This is a genomic window from Campylobacter volucris (assembly GCF_008245045.1).
Lineage (GTDB): Bacteria > Campylobacterota > Campylobacteria > Campylobacterales > Campylobacteraceae > Campylobacter_D > Campylobacter_D volucris.
In genome coordinates this window covers 739,150-761,019 of record NZ_CP043428.1, presented here as the reverse complement: position 1 = coordinate 761,019, position 21,870 = coordinate 739,150, and the positions used below count along the sequence as shown (strand labels likewise).

Annotated in this window: 22 protein-coding genes; 17 read left to right on the top strand and 5 right to left on the bottom strand. The window is 27.4% G+C overall.

Going from position 1 to position 21,870, the window contains the following annotated elements; genetic code table 11:
- Window positions 1–56: 56 nt before the first annotated feature.
- Together CVOLT_RS04055 and CVOLT_RS04050 are read right to left on the bottom strand one after the other, a co-directional pair.
- On the bottom strand, window positions 57–1,334 hold the full coding sequence (locus CVOLT_RS04055) for a sensor histidine kinase (protein WP_084059207.1): 1,278 nt from the start codon (window positions 1,332–1,334) through the stop codon (window positions 57–59).
- Window positions 1,328–1,987 carry a response regulator transcription factor gene (locus tag CVOLT_RS04050; RefSeq protein ID WP_039665559.1) on the bottom strand — a complete coding sequence of 220 codons (660 nt, stop codon included), beginning with the start codon at window positions 1,985–1,987 and terminating at the stop codon, window positions 1,328–1,330. The genes CVOLT_RS04055 and CVOLT_RS04050 overlap by 7 nt, the downstream gene beginning before the upstream one ends.
- Before the next feature lie 89 nt (window positions 1,988–2,076).
- Here CVOLT_RS04050 and CVOLT_RS04045 point away from each other — a divergent pair, with 89 nt between their 5' ends.
- Genes CVOLT_RS04045 through CVOLT_RS04015 form a run of 7 tightly spaced genes read left to right on the top strand, consistent with a single transcriptional unit; the run spans window position 2,077 to window position 9,115 of the window.
- Complete coding sequence (locus CVOLT_RS04045) at window positions 2,077–3,054, top strand: substrate-binding domain-containing protein (protein ID WP_039665558.1); 978 nt, start codon at window positions 2,077–2,079, stop codon at window positions 3,052–3,054.
- A 14-nt stretch (window positions 3,055–3,068) separates the two neighbouring features.
- Window positions 3,069–3,983: a phosphate ABC transporter permease subunit PstC gene (pstC, locus tag CVOLT_RS04040; RefSeq protein ID WP_039665557.1), complete on the top strand. Its 915-nt coding sequence runs from the start codon at window positions 3,069–3,071 to the stop codon at window positions 3,981–3,983.
- Window positions 3,980–5,068: a phosphate ABC transporter permease PstA gene (gene pstA / locus CVOLT_RS04035; RefSeq protein ID WP_039665556.1), complete on the top strand. Its 1,089-nt coding sequence runs from the start codon at window positions 3,980–3,982 to the stop codon at window positions 5,066–5,068. Before pstC ends, pstA begins: the two co-directional genes overlap by 4 nt.
- On the top strand, window positions 5,068–5,808 hold the full coding sequence (gene pstB, locus CVOLT_RS04030; RefSeq protein ID WP_084059232.1) for a phosphate ABC transporter ATP-binding protein PstB: 741 nt from the start codon (window positions 5,068–5,070) through the stop codon (window positions 5,806–5,808). The genes pstA and pstB overlap by 1 nt, the downstream gene beginning before the upstream one ends.
- A 59-nt stretch (window positions 5,809–5,867) precedes the next feature.
- Window positions 5,868–7,088 carry a DUF2920 family protein gene (locus CVOLT_RS04025; RefSeq protein WP_039665554.1) on the top strand — a complete coding sequence of 407 codons (1,221 nt, stop codon included), beginning with the start codon at window positions 5,868–5,870 and terminating at the stop codon, window positions 7,086–7,088.
- A gap of 14 nt (window positions 7,089–7,102) precedes the next feature.
- Window positions 7,103–8,350 carry a DUF2920 family protein gene (locus tag CVOLT_RS04020; protein ID WP_039665553.1) on the top strand — a complete coding sequence of 416 codons (1,248 nt, stop codon included), beginning with the start codon at window positions 7,103–7,105 and terminating at the stop codon, window positions 8,348–8,350.
- A 15-nt stretch (window positions 8,351–8,365) separates the two neighbouring features.
- Window positions 8,366–9,115: a hypothetical protein gene (locus CVOLT_RS04015; protein ID WP_039665552.1), complete on the top strand. Its 750-nt coding sequence runs from the start codon at window positions 8,366–8,368 to the stop codon at window positions 9,113–9,115.
- Window positions 9,116–9,133: 18 nt separating this feature from the next.
- Here the strand turns inward: CVOLT_RS04015 and CVOLT_RS04010 are convergent, their stop codons facing one another.
- On the bottom strand, window positions 9,134–9,367 hold the full coding sequence (locus tag CVOLT_RS04010) for a hypothetical protein (RefSeq protein ID WP_039665551.1): 234 nt from the start codon (window positions 9,365–9,367) through the stop codon (window positions 9,134–9,136).
- 150 nt (window positions 9,368–9,517) lie between these two features.
- Between CVOLT_RS04010 and CVOLT_RS04005 the strand changes: the two genes are divergently transcribed.
- From CVOLT_RS04005 to msrA, 10 genes are all read left to right on the top strand, one after another.
- Entirely contained in the window at window positions 9,518–10,834 is a 1,317-nt protein-coding gene (locus tag CVOLT_RS04005) for an MATE family efflux transporter (protein WP_039665550.1), read from the top strand.
- A complete protein-coding gene (locus CVOLT_RS04000) occupies window positions 10,810–11,472 on the top strand; it encodes a M48 family metallopeptidase (protein WP_039666268.1) in 663 nt (220 codons plus the stop codon). The genes CVOLT_RS04005 and CVOLT_RS04000 overlap by 25 nt, the downstream gene beginning before the upstream one ends.
- Window positions 11,473–11,545: 73 nt before the next feature.
- Complete coding sequence (locus CVOLT_RS03995) at window positions 11,546–13,063, top strand: hypothetical protein (protein WP_039665549.1); 1,518 nt, start codon at window positions 11,546–11,548, stop codon at window positions 13,061–13,063.
- On the top strand, window positions 13,044–15,254 hold the full coding sequence (gene hypF, locus CVOLT_RS03990; RefSeq protein ID WP_039665548.1) for a carbamoyltransferase HypF: 2,211 nt from the start codon (window positions 13,044–13,046) through the stop codon (window positions 15,252–15,254). The genes CVOLT_RS03995 and hypF overlap by 20 nt, the downstream gene beginning before the upstream one ends.
- Before the next feature lie 50 nt (window positions 15,255–15,304).
- Window positions 15,305–16,036: a hydrogenase nickel incorporation protein HypB gene (gene hypB / locus CVOLT_RS03985; protein ID WP_039665547.1), complete on the top strand. Its 732-nt coding sequence runs from the start codon at window positions 15,305–15,307 to the stop codon at window positions 16,034–16,036.
- Window positions 16,036–16,317 (top strand): HypC/HybG/HupF family hydrogenase formation chaperone, encoded by a 282-nt coding sequence (locus tag CVOLT_RS03980; RefSeq protein ID WP_039665546.1) that lies wholly within the window; start codon window positions 16,036–16,038, stop codon window positions 16,315–16,317. The genes hypB and CVOLT_RS03980 overlap by 1 nt, the downstream gene beginning before the upstream one ends.
- Window positions 16,304–17,389 carry a hydrogenase formation protein HypD gene (hypD, locus tag CVOLT_RS03975; protein WP_039665545.1) on the top strand — a complete coding sequence of 362 codons (1,086 nt, stop codon included), beginning with the start codon at window positions 16,304–16,306 and terminating at the stop codon, window positions 17,387–17,389. The genes CVOLT_RS03980 and hypD overlap by 14 nt, the downstream gene beginning before the upstream one ends.
- A 9-nt stretch (window positions 17,390–17,398) precedes the next feature.
- Window positions 17,399–18,370 carry a hydrogenase expression/formation protein HypE gene (gene hypE, locus CVOLT_RS03970; protein WP_039665544.1) on the top strand — a complete coding sequence of 324 codons (972 nt, stop codon included), beginning with the start codon at window positions 17,399–17,401 and terminating at the stop codon, window positions 18,368–18,370.
- On the top strand, window positions 18,370–18,711 hold the full coding sequence (locus CVOLT_RS03965; protein WP_039665543.1) for a hydrogenase maturation nickel metallochaperone HypA/HybF: 342 nt from the start codon (window positions 18,370–18,372) through the stop codon (window positions 18,709–18,711). Before hypE ends, CVOLT_RS03965 begins: the two co-directional genes overlap by 1 nt.
- A gap of 3 nt (window positions 18,712–18,714) precedes the next feature.
- On the top strand, window positions 18,715–19,239 hold the full coding sequence (msrA, locus tag CVOLT_RS03960) for a peptide-methionine (S)-S-oxide reductase MsrA (protein WP_039665542.1): 525 nt from the start codon (window positions 18,715–18,717) through the stop codon (window positions 19,237–19,239).
- 19 nt (window positions 19,240–19,258) lie between these two features.
- Here msrA and tpx read toward each other — a convergent pair whose 3' ends face one another.
- The gene (tpx, locus tag CVOLT_RS03955; RefSeq protein WP_039665541.1) at window positions 19,259–19,783 is read right to left on the bottom strand and encodes a thiol peroxidase; all 525 of its coding nucleotides are present in this window, start codon (window positions 19,781–19,783) and stop codon (window positions 19,259–19,261) included.
- Window positions 19,784–19,837: 54 nt separating this feature from the next.
- On the bottom strand, window positions 19,838–21,868 hold the full coding sequence (locus CVOLT_RS03950; RefSeq protein ID WP_039665540.1) for an ATP-dependent helicase: 2,031 nt from the start codon (window positions 21,866–21,868) through the stop codon (window positions 19,838–19,840).
- Window positions 21,869–21,870 lie beyond the last annotated feature (2 nt).

Below are 21,870 nucleotides of genomic sequence, written 5' to 3'. Positions count from 1 at the left end.
TTCTCCTTGAAAAGTTATGAGTTGTTACTATAGTATAGTTTTGTTAAAATTGCAAATTAATTATTTAGAGTAAAAGAAAATTTACTACCTTGGTTTGGGATAGAATGAATGTTTAGGTTGCTATTGTGCAAAGAAAGTATTTTTTTTACCAAAAATAGTCCAAGTCCAAAAGAATTGCTTTGTTTGGGGTTTATTTTATAAAATTTTTTTGTGATGAGTTTTAGGTGTTTTTCTTCTATGCCTATACCTTCATCTTTGATACTAAAATTTTGATTTTTTATATCGATGTAAATGTCTTTTAGGCTGTATTTTAAGGCATTGTTGATTAAATTTATAATCACATGTTCGATTAAAAATTTATCCGCATAAACTATGCTTTTTTCTCCTTGAAGATGAATTCTTTTTTCATTATAAGAATGGATAATTTCTTCACTAAGTGTGTATAAATCAAATTTTTCTTGATTAATAGAATTAAGATTAAAAGCAAAATTGAGCTTATGAGTGAGTTGGTTGATTTTAAAGCTTTGTTTATGAATTTTTTCCATTAAAAAATTTTGAGTTGCTTGATCGTTAGAAGTTTTTAGAGATTGCAAGCTTAAATTTATAACACTAATTGGATTTTTAAGCTCATGCGAGATGACGCTTATTAGATTTGAAAGTTGGGAATTTTTGGTTTTGATTTTTTTAGCTTGTTTTTTGTTTTTAAGATCTTGTTTGTGTATGTGTTCTTTGATTTTTAACAAATAAGCGTTTAATAAATTTAAATCTTTAAAAAAAGTATTTTTAAAACTAAAATGAGTACAAGTGCGAATGGTTTTGATAAATTGTAATAATTCTTGAAAATATTCTTTAAAAATTTTATAGGTAAAAAAGAAAATGGTGCTTAAGATTATCAAAAATACAAAGAAAATAAAGGCATTTTGTATCCAAAATTCCATTTTGACATCTTTAGGATAAACAATGATGATGTATTTTAAATTTTCATATGTATAGGCTTTGTAATATATATTTTTACCATTAAAATGAGTATTTGTAAAATTATTTTCAAATTTATCTATAAAAAAAGAAAAATCTTTTAAAGAAGATATAAAATTATTTTCATCTTTGATGATAAAATCAGCTCTGGTTTTTAGGGCAAATTCTTTGATATTTGTTGTGTTTAAATTTGTGATTAAGCCAAAATTTAAAGTGTCATTTAGTGTTTTTAGCTTTTGCTCGTAAGTGCTTTGAGTGATGTTTTCTATATATTCTTCATTAAAAATATAAAATAAAATCATAAAAAATGCACAAAAAAAGCAAAATAAAATAAACAAAAAAGTTTTAATTTTTAACAAAATTTATATCCTACAGAGCGAACTGCTATGATTTTTTCTTTGATTTGAGGAATTTTTTGTTTTAATCTTACTATGGCCGTGTTTATGGTTTTATCGCTTGTGGTGTCATTTTTCCAAACTTGCTCGCTTAAAAATTGTCTGCTTAGAAGTTGATTTTTATAAGTAAAAAAACATTTTAAAAGCTCTATATCAAGAGTACTTAAATTTTGTATGATTTGATTTTTATAGTTTAGTTTTCGTTCTTCAAAATGCAAAATAAAATCACCACAAACTATCTCTTCTTTTTGAATTTTATTTCTTTTTGTAACCGCTTTGATTCTAAACAATAGCTCATTAAAATCAAAAGGCTTGCAAATATAATCATCACAGCCTTGCTCAAAGCCATCTAAAATATCACTTTGTAAGGTTTTTGCACTAAGAAAAATCACGCTTTCATCATAGCCTTTTTTTCGAATTTGCTTGATTAATTCTACACTATCTCCGCTTGGTAAATTTCTATCCATAATGATTAAATCAATATCATTTTCATCTAAAAAATTTTCCAAATCAAAAAAATCAAAAAAACTAAAAACATTGATATTTTCTTGTTTTAGTCTAAAACTTATGAGTTCATTCAAATCTTTATCATCTTCTATCAAAACTAAATTTAACATTTTGTAATTATAGCAAATTTGTATGTATCCAAAATGTATCCATTATTTTTTAAATTTACATTACATTTTTTAATTTTTAAGGAGAAAAAATGAAAAAAATATTAGCTTTAGCTGCTTTTGCTAGTATAGTAAGTGGGGCTGAATTTAAAATAGCTGGATCTTCAACTGTGTATCCATTTACTTCTTTTGTTGCTGAAGAATATTCTTTGATTAAAAAAACTAAAACACCTATAGTAGAAAGCTTAGGAACTGGTGGAGGTTTTAAGGTTTTTTGCGAGGGTATTACTGATATTTCAAATGCTTCAAGATCTATAAAACCAAGTGAATTTGAAGTATGTCAAAAATCAGGTGTTACAGATATTATCGGTGTGATGATAGGTTATGATGGAATTGTATTAGCACAAAATAAAATCAATGCTCCATTGAATATCACTATGCAAGAATTATTTTTAGCTTTAGCTAAAGAAGTACCTCAAAATGGAAAATTAGTTCCAAATCCTTATCAAAATTGGAATCAAATCAATCCAAATTTACCAAATAGAAAAATCACTATTTACGGACCACCTTCAAGTTCAGGCACTAGAGATACTATCGAAGAATTAATCATGGTAGAAAATTCTAAAAAATTTCCTGAATATAAAGACAAATATAAAACCATAAGACAAGATGGAGCCTTTATACCAAGTGGAGAAAATGATAATTTAATCGTGTCTAAGCTTAGCGTAGATAAAGAAGCTTTTGGGCTTTTTGGATATGGATTTTTAACAAGTAATGAAGATAAAATCAATGCTGTTAGTATAGATGACATACAAGCAAATAATGAAAATATTTCTAATGGAACTTATAAATTAGCGCGTTCTTTATTTATATACATCAATGCTAAAAAACCACAAGCTATAGAATTTGCAAAAATTTATATGAGCGATGATTTAGCTAAAAGAGGTGCTGAGTTAGAAAAATTAGGTCTTGTTCCTTTGGATGATGAGTTGTTAAAACAAACTCAAAAACATTTAGAAAATAAAACTTTATTAAATACAGAACTTGTAAAAGCTGGAAAAGTTTTTTAATACAAGGATAAGCATTGTTAAAAGAAAATATAGCAAAATCTATACTCTTTCTTTGTGCTTTTGTTAGTGTAGTGGTAAGTTTTGCCATTATGCTAACTATTTTAGTTGAAGCGTTGAAATTTTTTCAAAAAGAAAGCGTATTTACTTTTTTATTCTCAAGCGAGTGGGCAGCAGATGCAGCTTTTGTAGGAGCTGATGGGACAAGTAAACAAGGTGTTTTTGGTGCTTTGTCTTTATTTTGGGGAACTTTTTACATCTCTTTAATCGCTATGCTAACAGCATTACCTTTAGGTATAATGTGTGCTCTTTATTTGGGTGTATTTGCAGGTAAAAAATCTAAAAATTATTTAAAACCTATTTTGGAAATTATCGCTGGAATTCCAACGGTAGTTTTTGGATTTTTTGCAGCTATTGTTGTAGCTCCTTTTATAGTATGGTTTTTTGGTCTTTTTGGAATAAATGCTAGTTTTCAAAGTGCTTTGGGGGCTGGGTTTATCATGGGTATTATGATAGTGCCTATTGTTGCTTCTTTATCTCAAGATTGTATAGAAACTGTGAGTCAAAAAAGAATCAATGGTGCTTATGCTTTAGGTATGACAAAAAAAGAAGTTGTGTTTGCTGTTATTTTACCCGAAGCCTTACCTGGTATAGTAGCAGCATGCTTACTAGGACTTTCAAGGGCATTAGGTGAGACTATGATAGTAGTAATGGCAGCGAGTTTAAGACCAAATTTAAGCATGAATTTCTTAGAAGATATGACTACAGTTACGGTTAAAATTGTAGAAGCTTTAAGTGGAGATCAAGCTTTTGATAGTTCTTTAGCTTTAAGTGCGTTTTCATTAGGACTTGTTTTATTTATCATTACTTTAATTATTAATATTTTTAGCGTTTATTTGATCAATCGCTTTCATAAAAGGAAGAATTTGTGAAAAAATTATTTAGAAAAAGAAAAAAAGACTCAAAAAATTTTAAAAGATTTTGCAAAATGGGACTTTATATTAATCTTATTTTTCTTGGGATATTTTTATCGAGCATTTTTTATCTTGGTTTGGGTGCGTTTAAACAAACATATATTTATACTAAAGCAGATAGAAATAGCGTAGCTTATGAATTATTATCTCGTAGCGAGCAAAGACAAATTAGAGCTAATCAAGTCCAAGGAGAAGGCTGGTTTTTAGCTAATGCTGAAGTAGATCAGTATGTTAAAAATAATTATCATAAATTAAACGAGTCTCAAATACAGCTTGTAAATGAGTTGATGCAAAAAGATCAAATACAATTAAAATTTAATACCAATTTTTTCTTAAACGGAGATTCTAAATCACCTGAAAATTCAGGGATATTTTCTTCGGTTGTTGGAACCTTGCTTGTGATGGTAGTTTGTATGGTAGTGAGCATACCTATAGGAGTAGGAGCTGCTATTTACTTAGAAGAATTTGCACCGCAAAATTTATTTACTCATTTTATAGAAGTTTGTATAAACAATCTTGCAAGTATTCCTAGTATATTATTTGGGCTTTTAGGGCTTGGTGTATTTATCAATTTATTTGGCATGCCAAGATCTTCAGCTCTTGCAGGTGGGCTTACTTTAGCCATTATGAGTTTACCTATTATAATAGTTTCTACAAAAGCAGCTTTAAAAAGCGTGGATATTAATATGAAAAATGCAGCATATGCTCTAGGTATGACTAAGTATCAAATGATAAAAGGCATAATGCTACCTTTAGCTATGCCTATGATACTTACAGGTTCTATTTTAACTTTAGCTCAAGCTATAGGTGAAACTGCACCGCTAATGATTATTGGTATGATAGCTTTTATACCTGATGTTGCAACTAGCATATTTTCACCAACTAGCGTTTTACCAGCTCAAATTTTTTCATGGTCAGCTATGCCTGAGCGTGCATTTTTAGAAAGAACTGCAGCTGGAATTTTGGTATTATTAGGACTTTTAGTTATATTAAATTTAAGTGCAATATTGCTTAGAAAATATTTTCAAGGAAAAAATTCATGATTATCGCAAAAACGGTTGATTTAAATTTATTTTATGGAAAAAAACAAGCTTTGTTTGATATAAATATGCAAATACAAGAAAATAAAATTACTGCTTTAATAGGTGCTTCAGGATGTGGAAAATCCACATTTTTAAGATGTTTTAATCGTATGAATGACAAGATTGCAAAGATAGATGGTCTTGTAGAAGTTAATAAAAAAGATGTTAAAAATCAAGATGTAGTTGTTCTTAGAAAAAATGTAGGTATGGTTTTTCAACAACCTAATGTTTTTGTAAAAAGTATATATGAAAATATAGCCTATGCTCCAAGACTTCATGGTATGATCAAAGATAAAATTCAAGAAGAAGAGCTTGTGCTTGATTGTTTGGAAAAAGTAGGGCTTTTAAGCGAAGTAAAAGATAAGCTTCATCAAAGTGCTTTAGCGCTTTCTGGCGGACAGCAACAAAGACTTTGTATAGCAAGAGCTTTAGCTATAAAACCAAAACTATTACTTTTAGATGAACCAACTTCAGCACTTGATCCTATATCTTCAGGTGTTATAGAAGAACTTATTAAAGAATTAAGTCATAATTTATCTATGATAATGGTAACACATAATATGCAACAAGGTAAGCGTGTGGCTGATTATACTGCGTTTTTTCATCTAGGAGAGCTTGTAGAATTTGGAGAAAGTAAAGAATTTTTTGAAAATCCAAAAGAAGAAAAAACTAAAGCTTATTTAAACGGAGCCTTTGGATAATTTATAATTTTAAAGAAATTTTGACGATATAATATTGTTAAAATTTCAAAAGGCTTAAAATGCTCATTAATAAAACATATTTTATAGACTCTTGTGATGATGTAGAATTAAATATAAAAAGAGAATCTAAACTTGAATATAGAATCACTTATGATGATAGTAAAGAAATGAAAGCTATAGTGTTTGTAATGCCAGGATATGGCTCAAATGTTAATATGCATTTTTTAGAAAGTTATAGAAAATTTATAGCTAAAAAATTTGATGTAATAGCTGTTAATGTTTTATATCATTGTTTTTGTCAAAGAGTTTCTGATGTGGATAGATATAGTGCTGAAATGACATTTTTACTAGATGATTTAAGAATGTTTCAAAAAGCTTTTGATGAATTTGATATAAAAGTGGATACTTTAGATAGCACTGAAAAATTAGAAAAATATTATAAATTACTAGAAGAAAAAATGGTGCAACTAAAAGAGCAAAATCTATTAGATAAAAACTATAAAGTAAATTTTTCTTGCACTTTCGTTCCGCCCAATAATGAATATCAAAATTTTGGTATAATGGCTGCAATTGATCATATCAATGCCTTAAAAGATATTATGAAAAACTATCCTCAATTTAAATCTTTACCTAAGATTTACGGGGGAGGGTCTTATGGAGGTTATTTAGCTTTAATGTGTGCTAAGATAGCTCCTTGGTATGTAGATGGGGTGATAGATAATTCAGGAGCAGGGTTGCCACCACTTAGATATATAATAGGTAGGGATTTAAATTTGGGAGATGCTATTATGAGCGAAGATGAGCCAAATAGTATAACTTATTGTTATACAGAAACTTATTGGAATCGTAAAAACCCAAGTTCACCTTATTATTTTGCTGATGAAAATTATCTAATAAGAGCTTTATCTAATCAAACTCATTTAATTTTACAAGCTCAAAAAAATAAAGATATAGTTTATATAAGTTATCATAGTGTTAAAGATGATTTAACCCCTGCTGAGTATAAAATCCAAATGTGTGAAATTTTAAAAGCTTTAAATTATGACATCACTTTTCATTTAATTGATGAAAAAGATATAGATGGTAAATATATTAAAGATTTAACTCATGGTTGTGGAATTCCTGATAAAGCTTTATTTAACAAAGAATTACCAAAAATGCTTGAAAAACTAAAAGATAAAACCTTTAGCATGAAAGAAGATAGTATAAGTTATCCTTGTAAAAACAAAGTTTTTACTTTTAAGGATAAAGATGATAAATTTGTTTTGGAAATAATTTAAAATAAAGACTAACAATGATAATCAATAAAACCTATGAAATCAATTCTTGTGATGATGTAGAATTAAATATAAAAAGAGAATCTAAGGTTGAGTTTAAACTCATTTATGATGATAGTAAAGAAATAGAAGCTTTAGTTTGTATTATACAAGGTCTTGGTGCTGATATGAGCGATCCTGTGTTAGAATTTAATATGCAATATTTTGCTTCTAAATATAATGTAGCTGTTTTAAGTATAGACTATCATTGTATAGGAAATCGTCCTCAAATTGGAGCTAAATTTTATTTAGATAATATAGATAAGCTTATATTTGAAGTTAGTTTAAAAGCTTTAAAGATCAAAATTCCTTATGATATACAAAAATTAAATACTTTTGAAGAATTTCATCCTGCTATGGAATATCTTAATGAAAAAATTGGGGATATGAAAAATAACTGGGAACTTGATAGGAGTTATTATTTGGATTTAAGTGCGAGTTTGCAACCAACTAAAGATGAATATCAAAACTATGGTATTATGCAAACTATGGATGTAATTAATGTTTTACTTTATATCAAAGCCAATCCTCCATTTAACACAGCTAAAGAAGGATTGAAAACTATTTTAGTAGGAGTTTCTCATGGAGCTTATATGGCACTTTTATGTGCCAAAATAGCTCCTTGGAATGTGGATGTTATTTTAGATAATGCTTCACATGTAACTTTAGATGGTGATGCGTGGAGATATATAGGATTTGGCAAAGAAGTTGATTTTACAAAATATTTTTGTTTTGGTACTTTTCTTTTTTTTAATAATATTAGACTTTGTGTTTGCGAAAAAACCCTTTGGACTACAAACAAACAATCTCCTTATTATTTCTCCAATGCTAGAAAAATAATAAGAGAGCCATTAAACAAAAAACATTTAAAAACTCAAAGCCTATATCCAAAACCAAAATACATTGCTTATCATTCTAAATTTGATCAATATGTTCCTTTAGAAGAAAGAGAAGAATATTTTAACATCTTAAAAGATTTAGGATTTGAAATTGATTTTACTAAAATAACAAGTGAAAAAGAAATAGATGGAAAATTTATTAAAAATTTACAACATGGTTGTGGTATACCTATGAAGTTACTCATAAAAAAACATCTAAATGAAATTTTAAAAGAACCTTTACAAGATAAATCTTGTAAAAAAGAAATTTCATATAAATGTGATGATTTGATTTATACTTTTAAGGAAGAAGATAATACAATACTATTAGATATACAAAAAAGCTAAAATTGAAGGATAAATATGGAAAATTTTTTTGATATGTTGCATGATAAAGAATTTATTTTTGCGCCGCAATGTTATAAAACTTGTAATGGAGGTTGTTGTCATAATATACATGCACAATATTTTAAATTTAACAAATCAAGTGCAGTTATTTTACCAATGCTAGAGATAGAATATCTTTCTTTAAAACAAGCAGGTAATACATATTTAGAAAATGGAAAAGCTAACACGCTTACTTTAAAAAATGGAAAAAATATCAATATTTACTTTGCAAAATGTGATTTAAATGGACTTTGCAATCCACATAGCTTAAGACCTTTGATATGCAAACTTTATCCATATTATCCTCAAGTTGATTTTGATGGAAATTTTTTAGGGGTAAAACCATGTGCTTTGTTTGATATTTTTTATAAAGATGCGCAAAAGCATTACTGCACCATCACACACAGAAAAAATGATGAGTTTATGAAAGAATTTGAAGAAAATACTCAAATTTTAAGAAAAGAACCTATTATGATCTTTGTTTTTAAAGCTTTAGAAATTATCGAAAACACTCTTAAAGAATATACTTATAATCATTATGGCAAAGTAATTTATCTTGAAGAATTAACACACGAAGAAAAATTTGATTTTTTTGCATTCCAAGAAATAAATTCTATGACTATGAAAGCATATAAAAACGAGAAATTTCTTAATGAAATTCAAAACTTATATGATAAATTAGAAGAAAAATATCAAGAAAAATTTACTCAGTATTTTATTAATTAAATCAAACTATGCTTGAAATTATTCAATACTTTCAAGCATAGTTTTAATAGAAGAAAAATCTTTAAAATTATCTGGTATGATGTATTTTGCATCTAAATTTTTTCCTAAAAACGTTTCGATTTCTAGTATAAGTTTCATCATATCCATACTATCAATAATATCTTCATCAACTAAATCACAACTTGCTTCATTAACATCATTTCTACCTATGTTGTTAAACATTCTTTGGATATCTTCAAAAGTTACTTGCATGAATTTCCTTTTTTTGATTATAAAAAATATTTCATCATTTTATCATACAAAATAAACTTTTACTTTTAAAATAAAAGAAATTTATCTTAAAAAAAGTGTTTTTTATTTAAAATACCATTCTTTGATTAAACACACAAAAGAGCGTTCGTAATGACTAACAAACAACTTTCTTTAAAGCATCTTAGTATGCCTATATTGCTTGAAATGTTTTTAAGATATTTTTCTTTGATTATTAATACTACAATGGTATCTCAATATTCTAATTTTTTAGTTGGAGCTTTGGGCGCTGGTAATCATATAGCTGATTTATTTATAATAATCTTTAGTTTTTTAAGTGTAGGTTGTAGTGTGGTTATTGCTCAAGCTTTGGGGGCTAAAAATTATGATTTAGCTAGAAAAGCTATCCATCAAAGTTTATTTTTAAATGCTTTAGTGGGTTTAGTATGTGGAAGCTTAATCTTTTGGCATGGGGAAGTTTTGCTATACCTTTTGCAAATTCCACAAGAACTTTTAAAAGATAGTCAAATTTATCTACAAATGCTTGCAATTTGCTTATTTTTTGATGCTATTAGTATAGTTTTAGCAGCCATTGTAAGAGTTTATAATCTAGCTTATTGGGTTATGCTAACTACTTTGATGATGAATATAGTGATTTTTATAGGTAATTATTATGTTTTACATTTTACAAAACTAGAGCTTTTTGGGGTAGGGCTTAGTAATATTATGGGTCGTGTTGTAGCATTTATTATGCTTGCTATAATTTTTACTTTTAAATTAAAAATTCATCTAAAACTAAAAGAGCTTTTAAGACCTGAAAAAGAAGTTTTTAAAAAGATTTTTAGCATAGGTGGTTATGCTGCAGGAGAGCATTTAGTATGGTTTATACAATACACCATAGCTTTTTCTTTTGTAGCGCGTTTGGGTGAAGCAAATTTAAGTGTACAAACAATTTATTTTCAAATTTCATTACTAATTATGCTAGTAGGACAAGCAATTAGCGTAGCAAATGAAATTATCATAGGAAAACTTGTGGGTTCAAAGCACTTAAATATCGCATATAAACATACTTGGGTAGCTTTATATTTTAGCGTTATAGCAAGTGCTTTTGTGGCTTTGCTAAATTATATTTTACAAGATTTTACAATGCAAATAGTAGATCTTGAAGAAGATTTAAAACAATTAATGATACCACTTTTTACTCTTTCGATATTTTTAGAAATTTCAAGAACTTTTAATATAGTAATGGTAAATTCATTAAGAGCTACTGGCGATGCTAGATTTCCTTTTTTAAGCGGTGTGGTTTTTATGCTTGGGGTTTCTTTGCCAGTTGGCTATGTGCTTTGCTTTCATATGGGATTAGGAATTTTAGGAATTTGGATAGGTTTTTGTGCTGATGAATTTTTAAGAGGTATAGTTAATTCTTATAGATGGAAAAGCAAAAAATGGCAAAGCAAGGTATTAGTTTAAAGGGAAAATTTAATTTTAAAAATTTAAATATAGATTTTGAGAGAAAAAAAGTAAAATATTTAAGATTAAAAATAGACAGAACTTTAAATTTTAAACTTACTATACCATTGCATTATAAAGATAAAGATGTTTTAATTTTTTTAGAAAAAAATGAAATTTGGATTAAAAATAAACAAAAAGAAATACTTTCTAAAAAAACATTGCTAAATGATAATGAAGTATATTTTTTGGGTAAAAAATATTATTTAGTTTTTGATGAAAATTACCAAAAAACTTGCATCAAAAAAGATAAAATTTTTACAAAAAATCAACAAGAATATAAAAATTTTCAAAAACAAAGCGCTAAAATAATTTTTAATTTTTTTATCGATAAATGGCAGTTTGCGTTTGATAAAAAAGTTCAAAAAATCAGTATTAAAGAAATGGTTTCAAGATGGGGTTCGTGCAATCATAAAAAAGCTTATATTAATTTAAATTTAAAACTCATGCAAAAACCTATAAAATCCATAGAATATGTGATTTTACACGAACTTACGCATTTAATTTACCCACATCATCAAAAAGAATTTTATGCTTTTTTGTACAATTTAATGCCCGATTATAAAGCAAGAGAAATATATTTAAAAACAATTTCTTAATATGTTTTAAGCTTTTCTTAGAATTAAAATTGTTATATTTATATTTTAATATTTAATTTTTAAGGTTTTTGTTTTGATTTTAGAACTTACTTTTAATTATAGATCTAAAAATGATATTTTTGAGTATCTTTTGTATTATTATGCTAAAAATTTTACTTTTAATTTTGAGCAAAAAGATGAGAAAATTGTGATTAAAGTTAAAGGTGAAAAAGAACAATTGCAAGCTTTTTGTGAAAATTTGGAAAAAATTAGCCATAGTGTTTTTTTAGATAAATTTGATTTAAAAGTTATAGAAGAAGAATTTGAATTTATTGATAAAGCTAAAAAAGATTTTACCAAAAGAGCATTTTTAACAAGAATCAATGCAAATGCCTATACCCAAGGTGAGCTTATAGAAAATGAATGGGGAATTTTTGTAGAAGAAGAATTTAAAATAGAAAATGAATTTGTTAAAATCACTAAAGAAAACTTTCAAATTTTATTACAAAAAGCTTTAGAAAAATTAAAAAATAAAGAGCATATAGAGTTTAAAAACCATAAAGGAATTTATGCATTTGAAATTTTTAATGAAAAATTAGATGATTTTTTAATGCCAAGCGATCCAAAACATATTAATGCATTTTTTTCTTGCAATAATGAGCAATTTAAAATTTTAGCTGGTGTTGAAAAACCTTTAATGAAATTAAAATTTAATGCTATTTTTAGACAAAATCATGATTTAAAAGAAGATTATTTTAAAGTAAAATTTTATGATAATCTTTTTATTTTCGCTTTGTGTTATGAGCTTGAAAAAGAAGGGATTAAATTTTTAAATTTTAAAAAGTTAGAATGTTTTGAAGATGATTTTGAAGTAGTTTTGATAGAAAAAAATATGTTTGTGCTTAGAGGATTTGATTATATTTTACCTGAATTTAAAAATTTAATTTTTCAAAAAGAAGATAAAAACTATGCAAGAATTTCTTGTATATTGTCTGATTTTAAAGACAAAAAACCTTTGCTTTTAGAGCTTAGCAAAAAATATGATGATATTATTTTACTCGATAAAGAAATCAATCTTTTAAAACTAAATTTACCAAAAAGTTTTGATGAATTTTATGAACTAGCTAGTAAAGATGATACAGCTAAAAGATTGTTAGAAAATTATCAAAAAGAATTTACACTTCCTAAAATGAATTTAAATTTAAACCATAATTTTTTTGGAATTTTTTGTATGGTAGGTGTTATTTTAGATCTTGATAATGATTTAACTCAAGCTGGGTTAAAACTTTTGCATTTGGCTGATGAGAGCAAAATGGCAAAAGGGGTTAGGATAGATTTTAAATTTAATGAAGAAAAAGAATTTGATTATACTAAAACTTTAAGGAGTGTGATGAGTTTTAAGCTAGCTGGGGTTGAAGAGCAAATCATTGCTTTAGGAGTAGTAGAATCTTTAGTATATTTTTTAAGAGATTTGTTTGATGATTTAAAAGCTAAAGAGCAAGCTGATTGTGTTGTGCTTAGTGGAAGTTTGTTTGAGCATAAGAGCTTGAGCAAAAATATTTTCAAACATATACCATTTTTTAAGATAAGTGATGTCCCACTTTGGATATGAAATTTGCATTAAAGGCTTAGTTCAAGGGGTTGGTTTTAGACCCTTTGTTTATAATCTAGCTAAAAGTTTAAATTTAAATGGAGAAGTTTTTAACAATAGCTTAGGAGTTGTTATAAAGCTTGATTGTGATGAGATATTGGTAGATAAATTTAAAGATAAACTTTTAAAAAATCTTCCAAAATTAGCAAGAATAGATGATTTGCAAATTTCTAAAATAACTTTAGAGCAAAAATATAAAAATTTTAATATCACTCAGTCTTTAAATACTAAAAAATTTAGTCCTATTTTAAGCGATTTTGCGCTTTGTGAAGATTGTATGAAAGAATTTTACGATAAAACAAATCCTCGCTATAAATATCCTTTTATCACTTGTGTAAATTGTGGTCCTAGATTTTCAATCATTAAAAAATTACCCTATGATAGAATCAATACAAGTATGGATAAATTTAAAATGTGTGCTTTTTGTCAAAGTGAATACGAAGATCCTTGTAATAGACGCTTTCATGCTCAACCACTTTCTTGTCCAAATTGCAAAATCACATTTTTTTTAAAGGATAAAAACAAAAATATTCTTGCAAAAGACGAACAAGCTTTTATAGAGCTTACTAAAATGCTAAAAGAAGGTAAAATCATAGCTTTTAAAGGAATGGGTGGTTTTCATTTAATTTGTGATAGTACTAATGAAAATGCTATATCTGAGTTAAGATTACGCAAAAATAGGGCAAAAAAACCCTTTGCTATTATGGTGAAAAATTTACAAATGGCAAAAACTTTAGCTCATATCAATGAAGATGAAGCAAAACTTTTACAATCTAATTTAAAACCCATTGTGATTTTAAAAAGTAAAAATATTTTAGAAAATTTAGCTCCAGATACTGATAAAATAGGAATTATGTTAGCTTATATGGGATCGCATTTGTTGCTATTTGAATATTTTGATAAACCTATCATAGCAACTAGTGCAAACCTTAGCTCACAAAGCATTATCTATGAAGAAACAAAACTTTTAGAAAAACTTGGAAATGTTTTTGATTTTTACATGGATTATGATAGAGATATTGTCAATTCAAGCGATGATAGCATTGCTCAAATAGTAGGTAAAAAAACTATGTTTTTAAGAACTTCTAGAGGTGTTAATCCATGCTATATCAACACTAAAGATTTTTTTAATTTTGATCAAAATATACTTGCCTTAGGTAGTGAGTTAAAAAACGAATTTGCATGTTTTTTTCAAAATCAAATTTTTATTTCACCTTATATTGGAGATATGAAAGATTTAGACATACAAGAAAGATTTTTTAAAATTTTGCATTTTTTTAAAAAATCATACGATGTTGAATTTGATCAAATTTTAAGCGATAAACATCCTCATTTTACCTATGTTAAAGAATTTAAAAATTATAAAAATTATACCATTTCACATCATTATGCTCATGCTTGTGCTTGTTTGTTTGAGCATAGAATTTTTAATAAAGATGTGTTAGCTTTTGTTTTTGATGGTACAGGCTATGGAGATGATGGGAAAATTTGGGGTGGAGAGATTTTTAAAGCCAATTTAAAAAATTATCAAAGAATAGCTCATTTTAAAGAATTTAAGCTTATTAATGCTGATATTAAAAATATTTATAATTTAGCTTTAGCTTTGATTTTTGATTTAAATTTACAAAATGAAGCTAAAGTTTTTTTAAATAAAATTAATTCTATAAAATTATCAAATCTTAAAAAAATTCACACTCAAAGTACTTTATACACAAGCTCATTAGGAAGGATAATTGATGCTTTTGGCGCTATTGCTTTTGATATAGAAAAGCTTGATTATGAAGCTCAAATTGGACTTTTATTAGAAAAATATTATGATAAAAATTTAAATTATACTTATAAATTTGTCATGCAAAATGATGAAATTTGCATAAAAGATGCTTTTTTACAAGCTTTAAAAGATTCTAACGAGGTTAAAATTAGCACAGGTTTGTTAAATGCTATTGCAAATTTTATTATAGAATTTTCTCATTTATATAAAGAAGAGGTGATTTTAAGCGGAGGGGTGTTTCAAAATAAAACTTTGCTTGAAATTTTAAATAGTAAAAATTTTTCTTATAAAACTTCTTATGATTTTCCTTGCAATGATAGTTCTATTGCACTAGGACAACTTGTGCATTATTTGGCGTTAAAAACTTATCAAAACTCATAATTTTTTAATACTTTTAAAGATAAAATAAAATAAAAATTTAAGGAAAAAATATGTGTAAAGATTGCGGTTGCTCTATAAACAATAACCATCATCATGAACACCATCATGAAAACCCAGCCTTAAAAGATGAAAACACCATTAGTGTAATTAGTAAAATTTTATCAAAAAATGATCATCAAGCTTCGCACAATAGAGAACATTTTAACGAGCATAATACTCTTTGTATTAATTTAATGAGTTCTCCAGGAAGTGGCAAGACAACTTTACTAGAAGAAACGATAAAAACTTTAAAAGACAAGCTTAAAATAGCTGTGGTAGAAGGGGATTTAGAAACTAATAATGATGCAAATCGTATTAACAATGCAGGGGGATTAGCTCATCAAATCACCACAGGTCAAACTTGCCATTTGGATGCTTTTATGGTGCATGAAGCATTGCATCATTTTAAATTAGATGAGCTTGATATTGTTTTTATAGAAAATGTGGGAAATTTAGTGTGTCCTGCTAGTTATGATTTGGGTGAACATTTAAATGTGGTTTTGCTTTCAGTAACAGAAGGTCATGATAAAGTTGAAAAATATCCTGTAATGTTTAGAAAAGCTGATTTATTGGTGATTACAAAAGCTGATTTAGCCCAATATTTTGATTTTGATTTTAAAGTAGCATCTTTAGCAGCTAAAAGATTAAATCCTAAAGTAGATATTATGATTTTAGATAGCAAAACAAAAACAGGTTTTAATCTTTGGATTGATTATTTAAAAATGAAAAAGGAATTAAACTAATGTGTCTTTCTATACCTTCTAAAATTTTAGAAATTGATGAGTTAAATTCAGCTATAGTAGAAACTTTAGGAGTAAAAAGAAGAGTGAGTTTGGATTTAATTAGCGAGCCTTTAAAAGTGGGTGATTATGTATTAATCCATGTTGGTTTTGCGATGGAAAAAATAGATACCCATGCAGCCCAAGAGAGCTTAAAAATTTATACAGATATAGCTGAAAAAATGCAAAATGGACAAATAGATGAATACGAAGGGGATATGGGATTAAAAGATGGATTTAATTAATGATTTTAGAGATAAAGATAGAATTTTAACTATACAAAAAATCATACAATCAAAAATTTCAAAACCTATCAATATAATGGAAATTTGTGGTGGTCATACACATAGCATAATGAAATTTGGCTTGCCAAGTTTGCTTCCAAAAGAAATAAATTTTGTTCATGGTCCAGGTTGTCCTGTGTGTGTAATGCCAAGAGAACGCATTGATACAGCTTTAAAACTTGCTAGTATGCCAAATACCATTTTTTGTGTTTTAGGTGATATGCTAAGAGTACCAGGAAGCTATGAGAGCTTAATCGATCTTAGAGCCAAAGGAGCTGATGTAAGAGCACTTTATACTCCTTTGGAGGTTATTGATATTGCTTTAGAAAATAAAGATAAAACTATTATATTTTTTGCCATAGGTTTTGAAACTACCACTCCTATGAGTGCATCAATCATACAAAAAAGGATAGAGCTTCAACTTGAAAATTTATTTTTTCATATCAATCATGTATTAGTCCCACCAGCTGTAGAAGCTATCATGCAGGATGAAAAAGTCAAAATCGATGCTTTTTTAGGGCCTTCACATGTTAGTGTTATAACAGGATCAAATATTTATGAACCAATTGCTAAAAAATACAAAACTCCTATAGCGGTGAGTGGTTTTGAGCCTGTAGATATAATGCTTAGTGTGTTAAATATAGTAGAGCAAATGAATGCAAATACCTATGAGGTTTATAATGAATATCATAGAGTAGTAAGTAAAGAAGGAAATTTAAAAGCCAAATCATTAATGCAGACTTATTTTCAGCCTTGTGATTTTGAATTTAGAGGCCTTGGGGTGATTAAAGATGGTGGTCTTTGTTTAAAAGATGAATTTTCTAATTTAGATGCAAGTAAAGTATTTGATTGTAAAGTGCAAAGTAAAGATGAAAGTAAAGCCTGTATATGTGGTCAAATTTTAAGAGGCTTGGCTAAGCCTTATGATTGTAAAGTATTTGCAAAAGCTTGCACACCAAAAAATCCTATCGGAAGTTGCATGGTTTCTAGCGAAGGAGCATGTGCTGCATATTATAAATATCATCAAAACTAAGGAAAACAAATGGATAAAATTACTTTAGCTCATGGTGGTGGTGGAGAAGAAATGAACGCTTTAATCGGTGAAATTTTTTCTATCTTTGATGATGATATTTTAAAACAAGCTAATGATGCAGCTATTTTAGAAGATATTGCTTTTAGTACAGATTCTTTTGTTTTAAATCCTATTTTTTTAAAAGATACTAATATAGGAAAATTAGCAGTTTGTGGAAGTGTTAATGATGTTTTGATGGTGGGAGCTAAACCTTTGTATCTTTCTTTAGCTTTGATTTTAGAAGAGGGTTTTGAAATCGATAAATTAAAAACTATTTTAAATTCTATCAAAGACGAGTGTATAAAAGCGGATGTAAAATTAGTTTGTGGGGATACTAAAGTAGTACCTAAAAACAAGGGTGATGGAATTTATATTAATACTTCTTGTGTTGGCAAAATGATTAAAAAAATATCAACAAAAGATATTAAAGAAAATTTGAGTATCTTAGTTTCAAGGGATATTGGTGCTCATGGATGTGCGGTATTAGTAGAAAGAAATAATTTAGAAGCAAATATACAAAGTGATTGTAAAAATTTAAAAGATGAAGTTTTAGCACTTTTAAATGCAAATATCAAGATCAAAGCTATGCGTGATGCTACTCGAGGTGGGCTTAGTGCTGTACTTAATGAATGGGCGATACTAAGTCAAAAAGAAATTTTAATATATGAAGAAAAAATTCCAATTTGCGATGAAGTTTTAGGGGTGTGTGAGCTTTTTGGTTATGAACCATACGAACTTGCAAATGAAGGGACTTTCATACTTTGTGTAGAAAAAGAAGATGAGATGAAAGCTTTAGAAATTTTGCAAAAATTTAACAAAAATGCAAGCATTATAGGAAAAATAAATTCTAACAATAATGCTAAGGTTATTTTAGAAAATGCTTATGGAGCAAAACGCTTTTTGGAAGCCCCTAAAGGTGAGCTTTTACCAAGGATTTGTTAATGCATGAATTAAGCATTACAGAATCTTTACTAGAACTTTGCGAAGAATATGCTCAAGGAAAAATCGTAGAAGAAATTCATGTAAAGATAGGTAGGTTAAGTGGAGTAGAAGTTTCTTTGTTAGAGCGTAGCTTTGAAACTTTTAAAGAAAATAGTTTATTGTGTAAAAATGCTAAATTTATTACCCATTTACAAGAAATCATTGTTGAGTGTGAAAAATGTTATTTTAAAGGGATATTGGAAAATAACATCTTTTGGTGTCCAAAATGTGAAGATAAAAATTTAAAAATTATAGATGGGGAAGAGCTTTATTTAATGCAGCTTGTATTAAAAGAAGAATAAATCATGGATTATAGAGAAATTATATTAGGTGGTGGATGTTTTTGGTGTATTGAAGCTGTTTTTGAAAGAATCAAAGGCGTGATAAACACTGAAGTAGGGTATAGTGGTGGAGCTGATAATCCTACATATGAAAGCGTTTGTAATGGTGATCAAAATATAGAAGTAGTTAAGATTGTTTATGATAAAAATCAAATTTCTTTAGAGAAAATTTTAATTATATTTTTTAATATCCATGATCCAACAAGTAAAGATAAACAAGGAGCTGATGAGGGTATTCAATATAGATCAGCCATTTTTTATCAAGATGATGAAGATTTTAAAATTATTACTCAATTTTTACAAAATGCTCAAAAAAATTACACCAAAACTATTCTCACACAGGTTTTAAAGCTAGAAAAATTTTACAAGGCTGAGGATTATCATCAAAAATATTTTACTAAAAATCCAAATCAAACTTATTGTCAATTTATCATAGCACCAAAAGTTCAAAAAATTAATTTATACGATAAAGAGCTTTCCAAAAGCTAAAAAGCTTTTGGAAAATTAATTAATGGCAGCCACAACCACCACAACCACAACTTTGATTAAAAAAGTCTTCTAAAGCTTGCATATTTGGAAGTTCAGTTACTTCTTTTACTAATTCTTTATAAACAATCACGCCATCTTTTACTACAAATACAGCTCTTGCTAAAATTCCTTCAAGTGGACCATCAGCCATTAAAACGCCATATTTTTCACCAAATTCTTTAGAAACAAAATCACTTGCTACTATTAAATTATCTATACCTTCGGTTGAACAAAAACGACCCATAGCAAAAGGTAAATCCATACTTACAACAATCACTTCAGCACCGCCTGATGCTGCTTTTTTATTAAATTCTCTAGCTTCAGTTGCACAAACTGGAGTGTCTAAGCTTGGAACACTAATGATAATTTGTGTTTTTCCTTTAGGAGCGATTTCAACTCCTGAAAGATCTTTAGCTTTTAAAGTGATGTTTGGTGCTTTATCACCAACTTCAAGATTATTACCTTTTAATTTTACCTCATTACCTTTAAATAATACACTACTCATAATTTCTCCTTCTAAAGTGTAAAATTTGATTTTATCATAATATAATAAGATTAATCAAGTCTTATTTTCCTCTTTACACATACCTGCTTCTATTAAAAAACAAGATGGCTGATAATTGCTTTTTTTAATTTTGTCATATTTTGCATAACTTAAATACAAAATATCCTTAGCTCTAGTAACTGCAACATAAAATAACCTTCTTTCTTCTTCTAAACTACCACCCATACTCATAAGCTTTTGGTTTGGAAACCTACCTTGTGCAAGATCTATTACAAATACAAGTTCAAATTCAAGACCCTTGCTAGCATGTATACTTAAAAGATTAACCCCGTTTCCACTACTCATTTCACTTGCTCCAAGAGTTAGAAAATTGTAGTATTTATAATTATCACTATAATTTTTCGAAAGCTCTTTTAAGACCATCATTTTTGCATTGATTTTTTCTAAAATTTCATTTTTTTTATTTAGATCTACATTGGAGTTTTTATTGGTTGCTCTTTTGGTAGCTAAAATATCACAAATTTCTTTAAAATAATCATTTTCTAAAATTAAATTTACAAGTTGGGTTGAAATTTTACATTCACTTGCTTGTTTTATAAAATAATAAAGTTTTTCTAAAGTTTTAGCACAATTTTCATTAATCTTTGGAAGACTTAAAATAGGATGAGTGTTAAATTCGCTTTTTAAATTAAACCTTGAAGGAGAAGATAATTCTTCGATATCATCAAAAAGACCAAGCTGATAGCTTTGTTTTTTGTATTTTTTTAAATTTACATTAATATCAGGATCTAAAATACCTTTTATGAGATTAGAATTTCCAAGTTTTAAAAGTCCATCAAAAATATCTTTAGCTAAAACCCCACCTACACCTTTAGTAAATTCAAGTAAATGTATAAAAGCCATAATGTCTTTTGGGTTTAAAATAATTGCTAGCATAGAACAAAAAGTTTTTACTTCTAAGCTCTCAAAAAAACTTCCACCACCTTTTCTTTTACTTGCTATACCAAGTTCTCTAAGTGCTACTTCAATTCCATCAGCACTAGAATTATTTCTAAAAATCACTGCTATTTCATTTAAATCAACTCCGCTTTGTAAAATGATTTTAGCAATGGTAGAATACTGATCAAAAAGTTCATTAAAGGTTAATAAACTTGGTGCTTTAAAATCACCATTTCTAGTCACTATTAATTCTTTAGGGTATAATCTTTCATTGTTTGTAATGACTTTATTAGCTAAAGCTAGAATGTTTTTACTAGAACGATAGTTTTTATTCAATGTAAAAATTTTAGCATCTAAAAATCTATCTTTAAATCCCCCTATGATAGAAATATCTGCTCCATTAAAAGCATAAATACTTTGATCATAATCACCCACGCAAAATAAACTTTTACTTTTAAAAGCATCAATTAACGAACCTTGCAAGGTATTAGTATCTTGATATTCATCAACTAAAATTTCATCAAAATCAAAATGATGTGTTTTCAATGTTTGTTTTAGCTTGATTAGTAAATCATTAAAATCTACATAATTAAATCTATTTTTTTCTTCTTCGTATTCTTTTAAAATATCTTCATAAATTTCAGCATAAACGGCTTGATCGTTATAGTTTTGACAAAACCATTCATAAAAATTATCTAAATTTGTATTGGTATTTTGAAATAAAGAATACACATCATATAAATAACTAGGCATATAAGGTTTTATATCGCTTAAATGATGGAAAGTTCTTTTTTCAAAGATAGATCTTAAAAGCACTTTTAATTCGCTTGATTGTTTTAAAATGATATTATGATTTAACTCTTTTAAAAGTGTATAAGCAGTGCTGTGAAAAGTCCCTGCTGTTATTTTTGAAGTAATTTTTTTGTCAAAGTATCTTCCAAGTCTTTGTATCATTTCCTTACTTGCTTTGTTGGTAAAGGTTAAAAGCATGATTTTTTCTGGTTTTGTGCCATTTTGTAAAAGATAGGCTATTCTTGCAACTATAGTTGAAGTTTTACCCGTTCCTGCACTAGCTATGATGAGATTGTGACCAAAAGGAGTACAAGCAGCTTTGTATTGTTCTTCATTTAAACAAGATAAAGGCATAT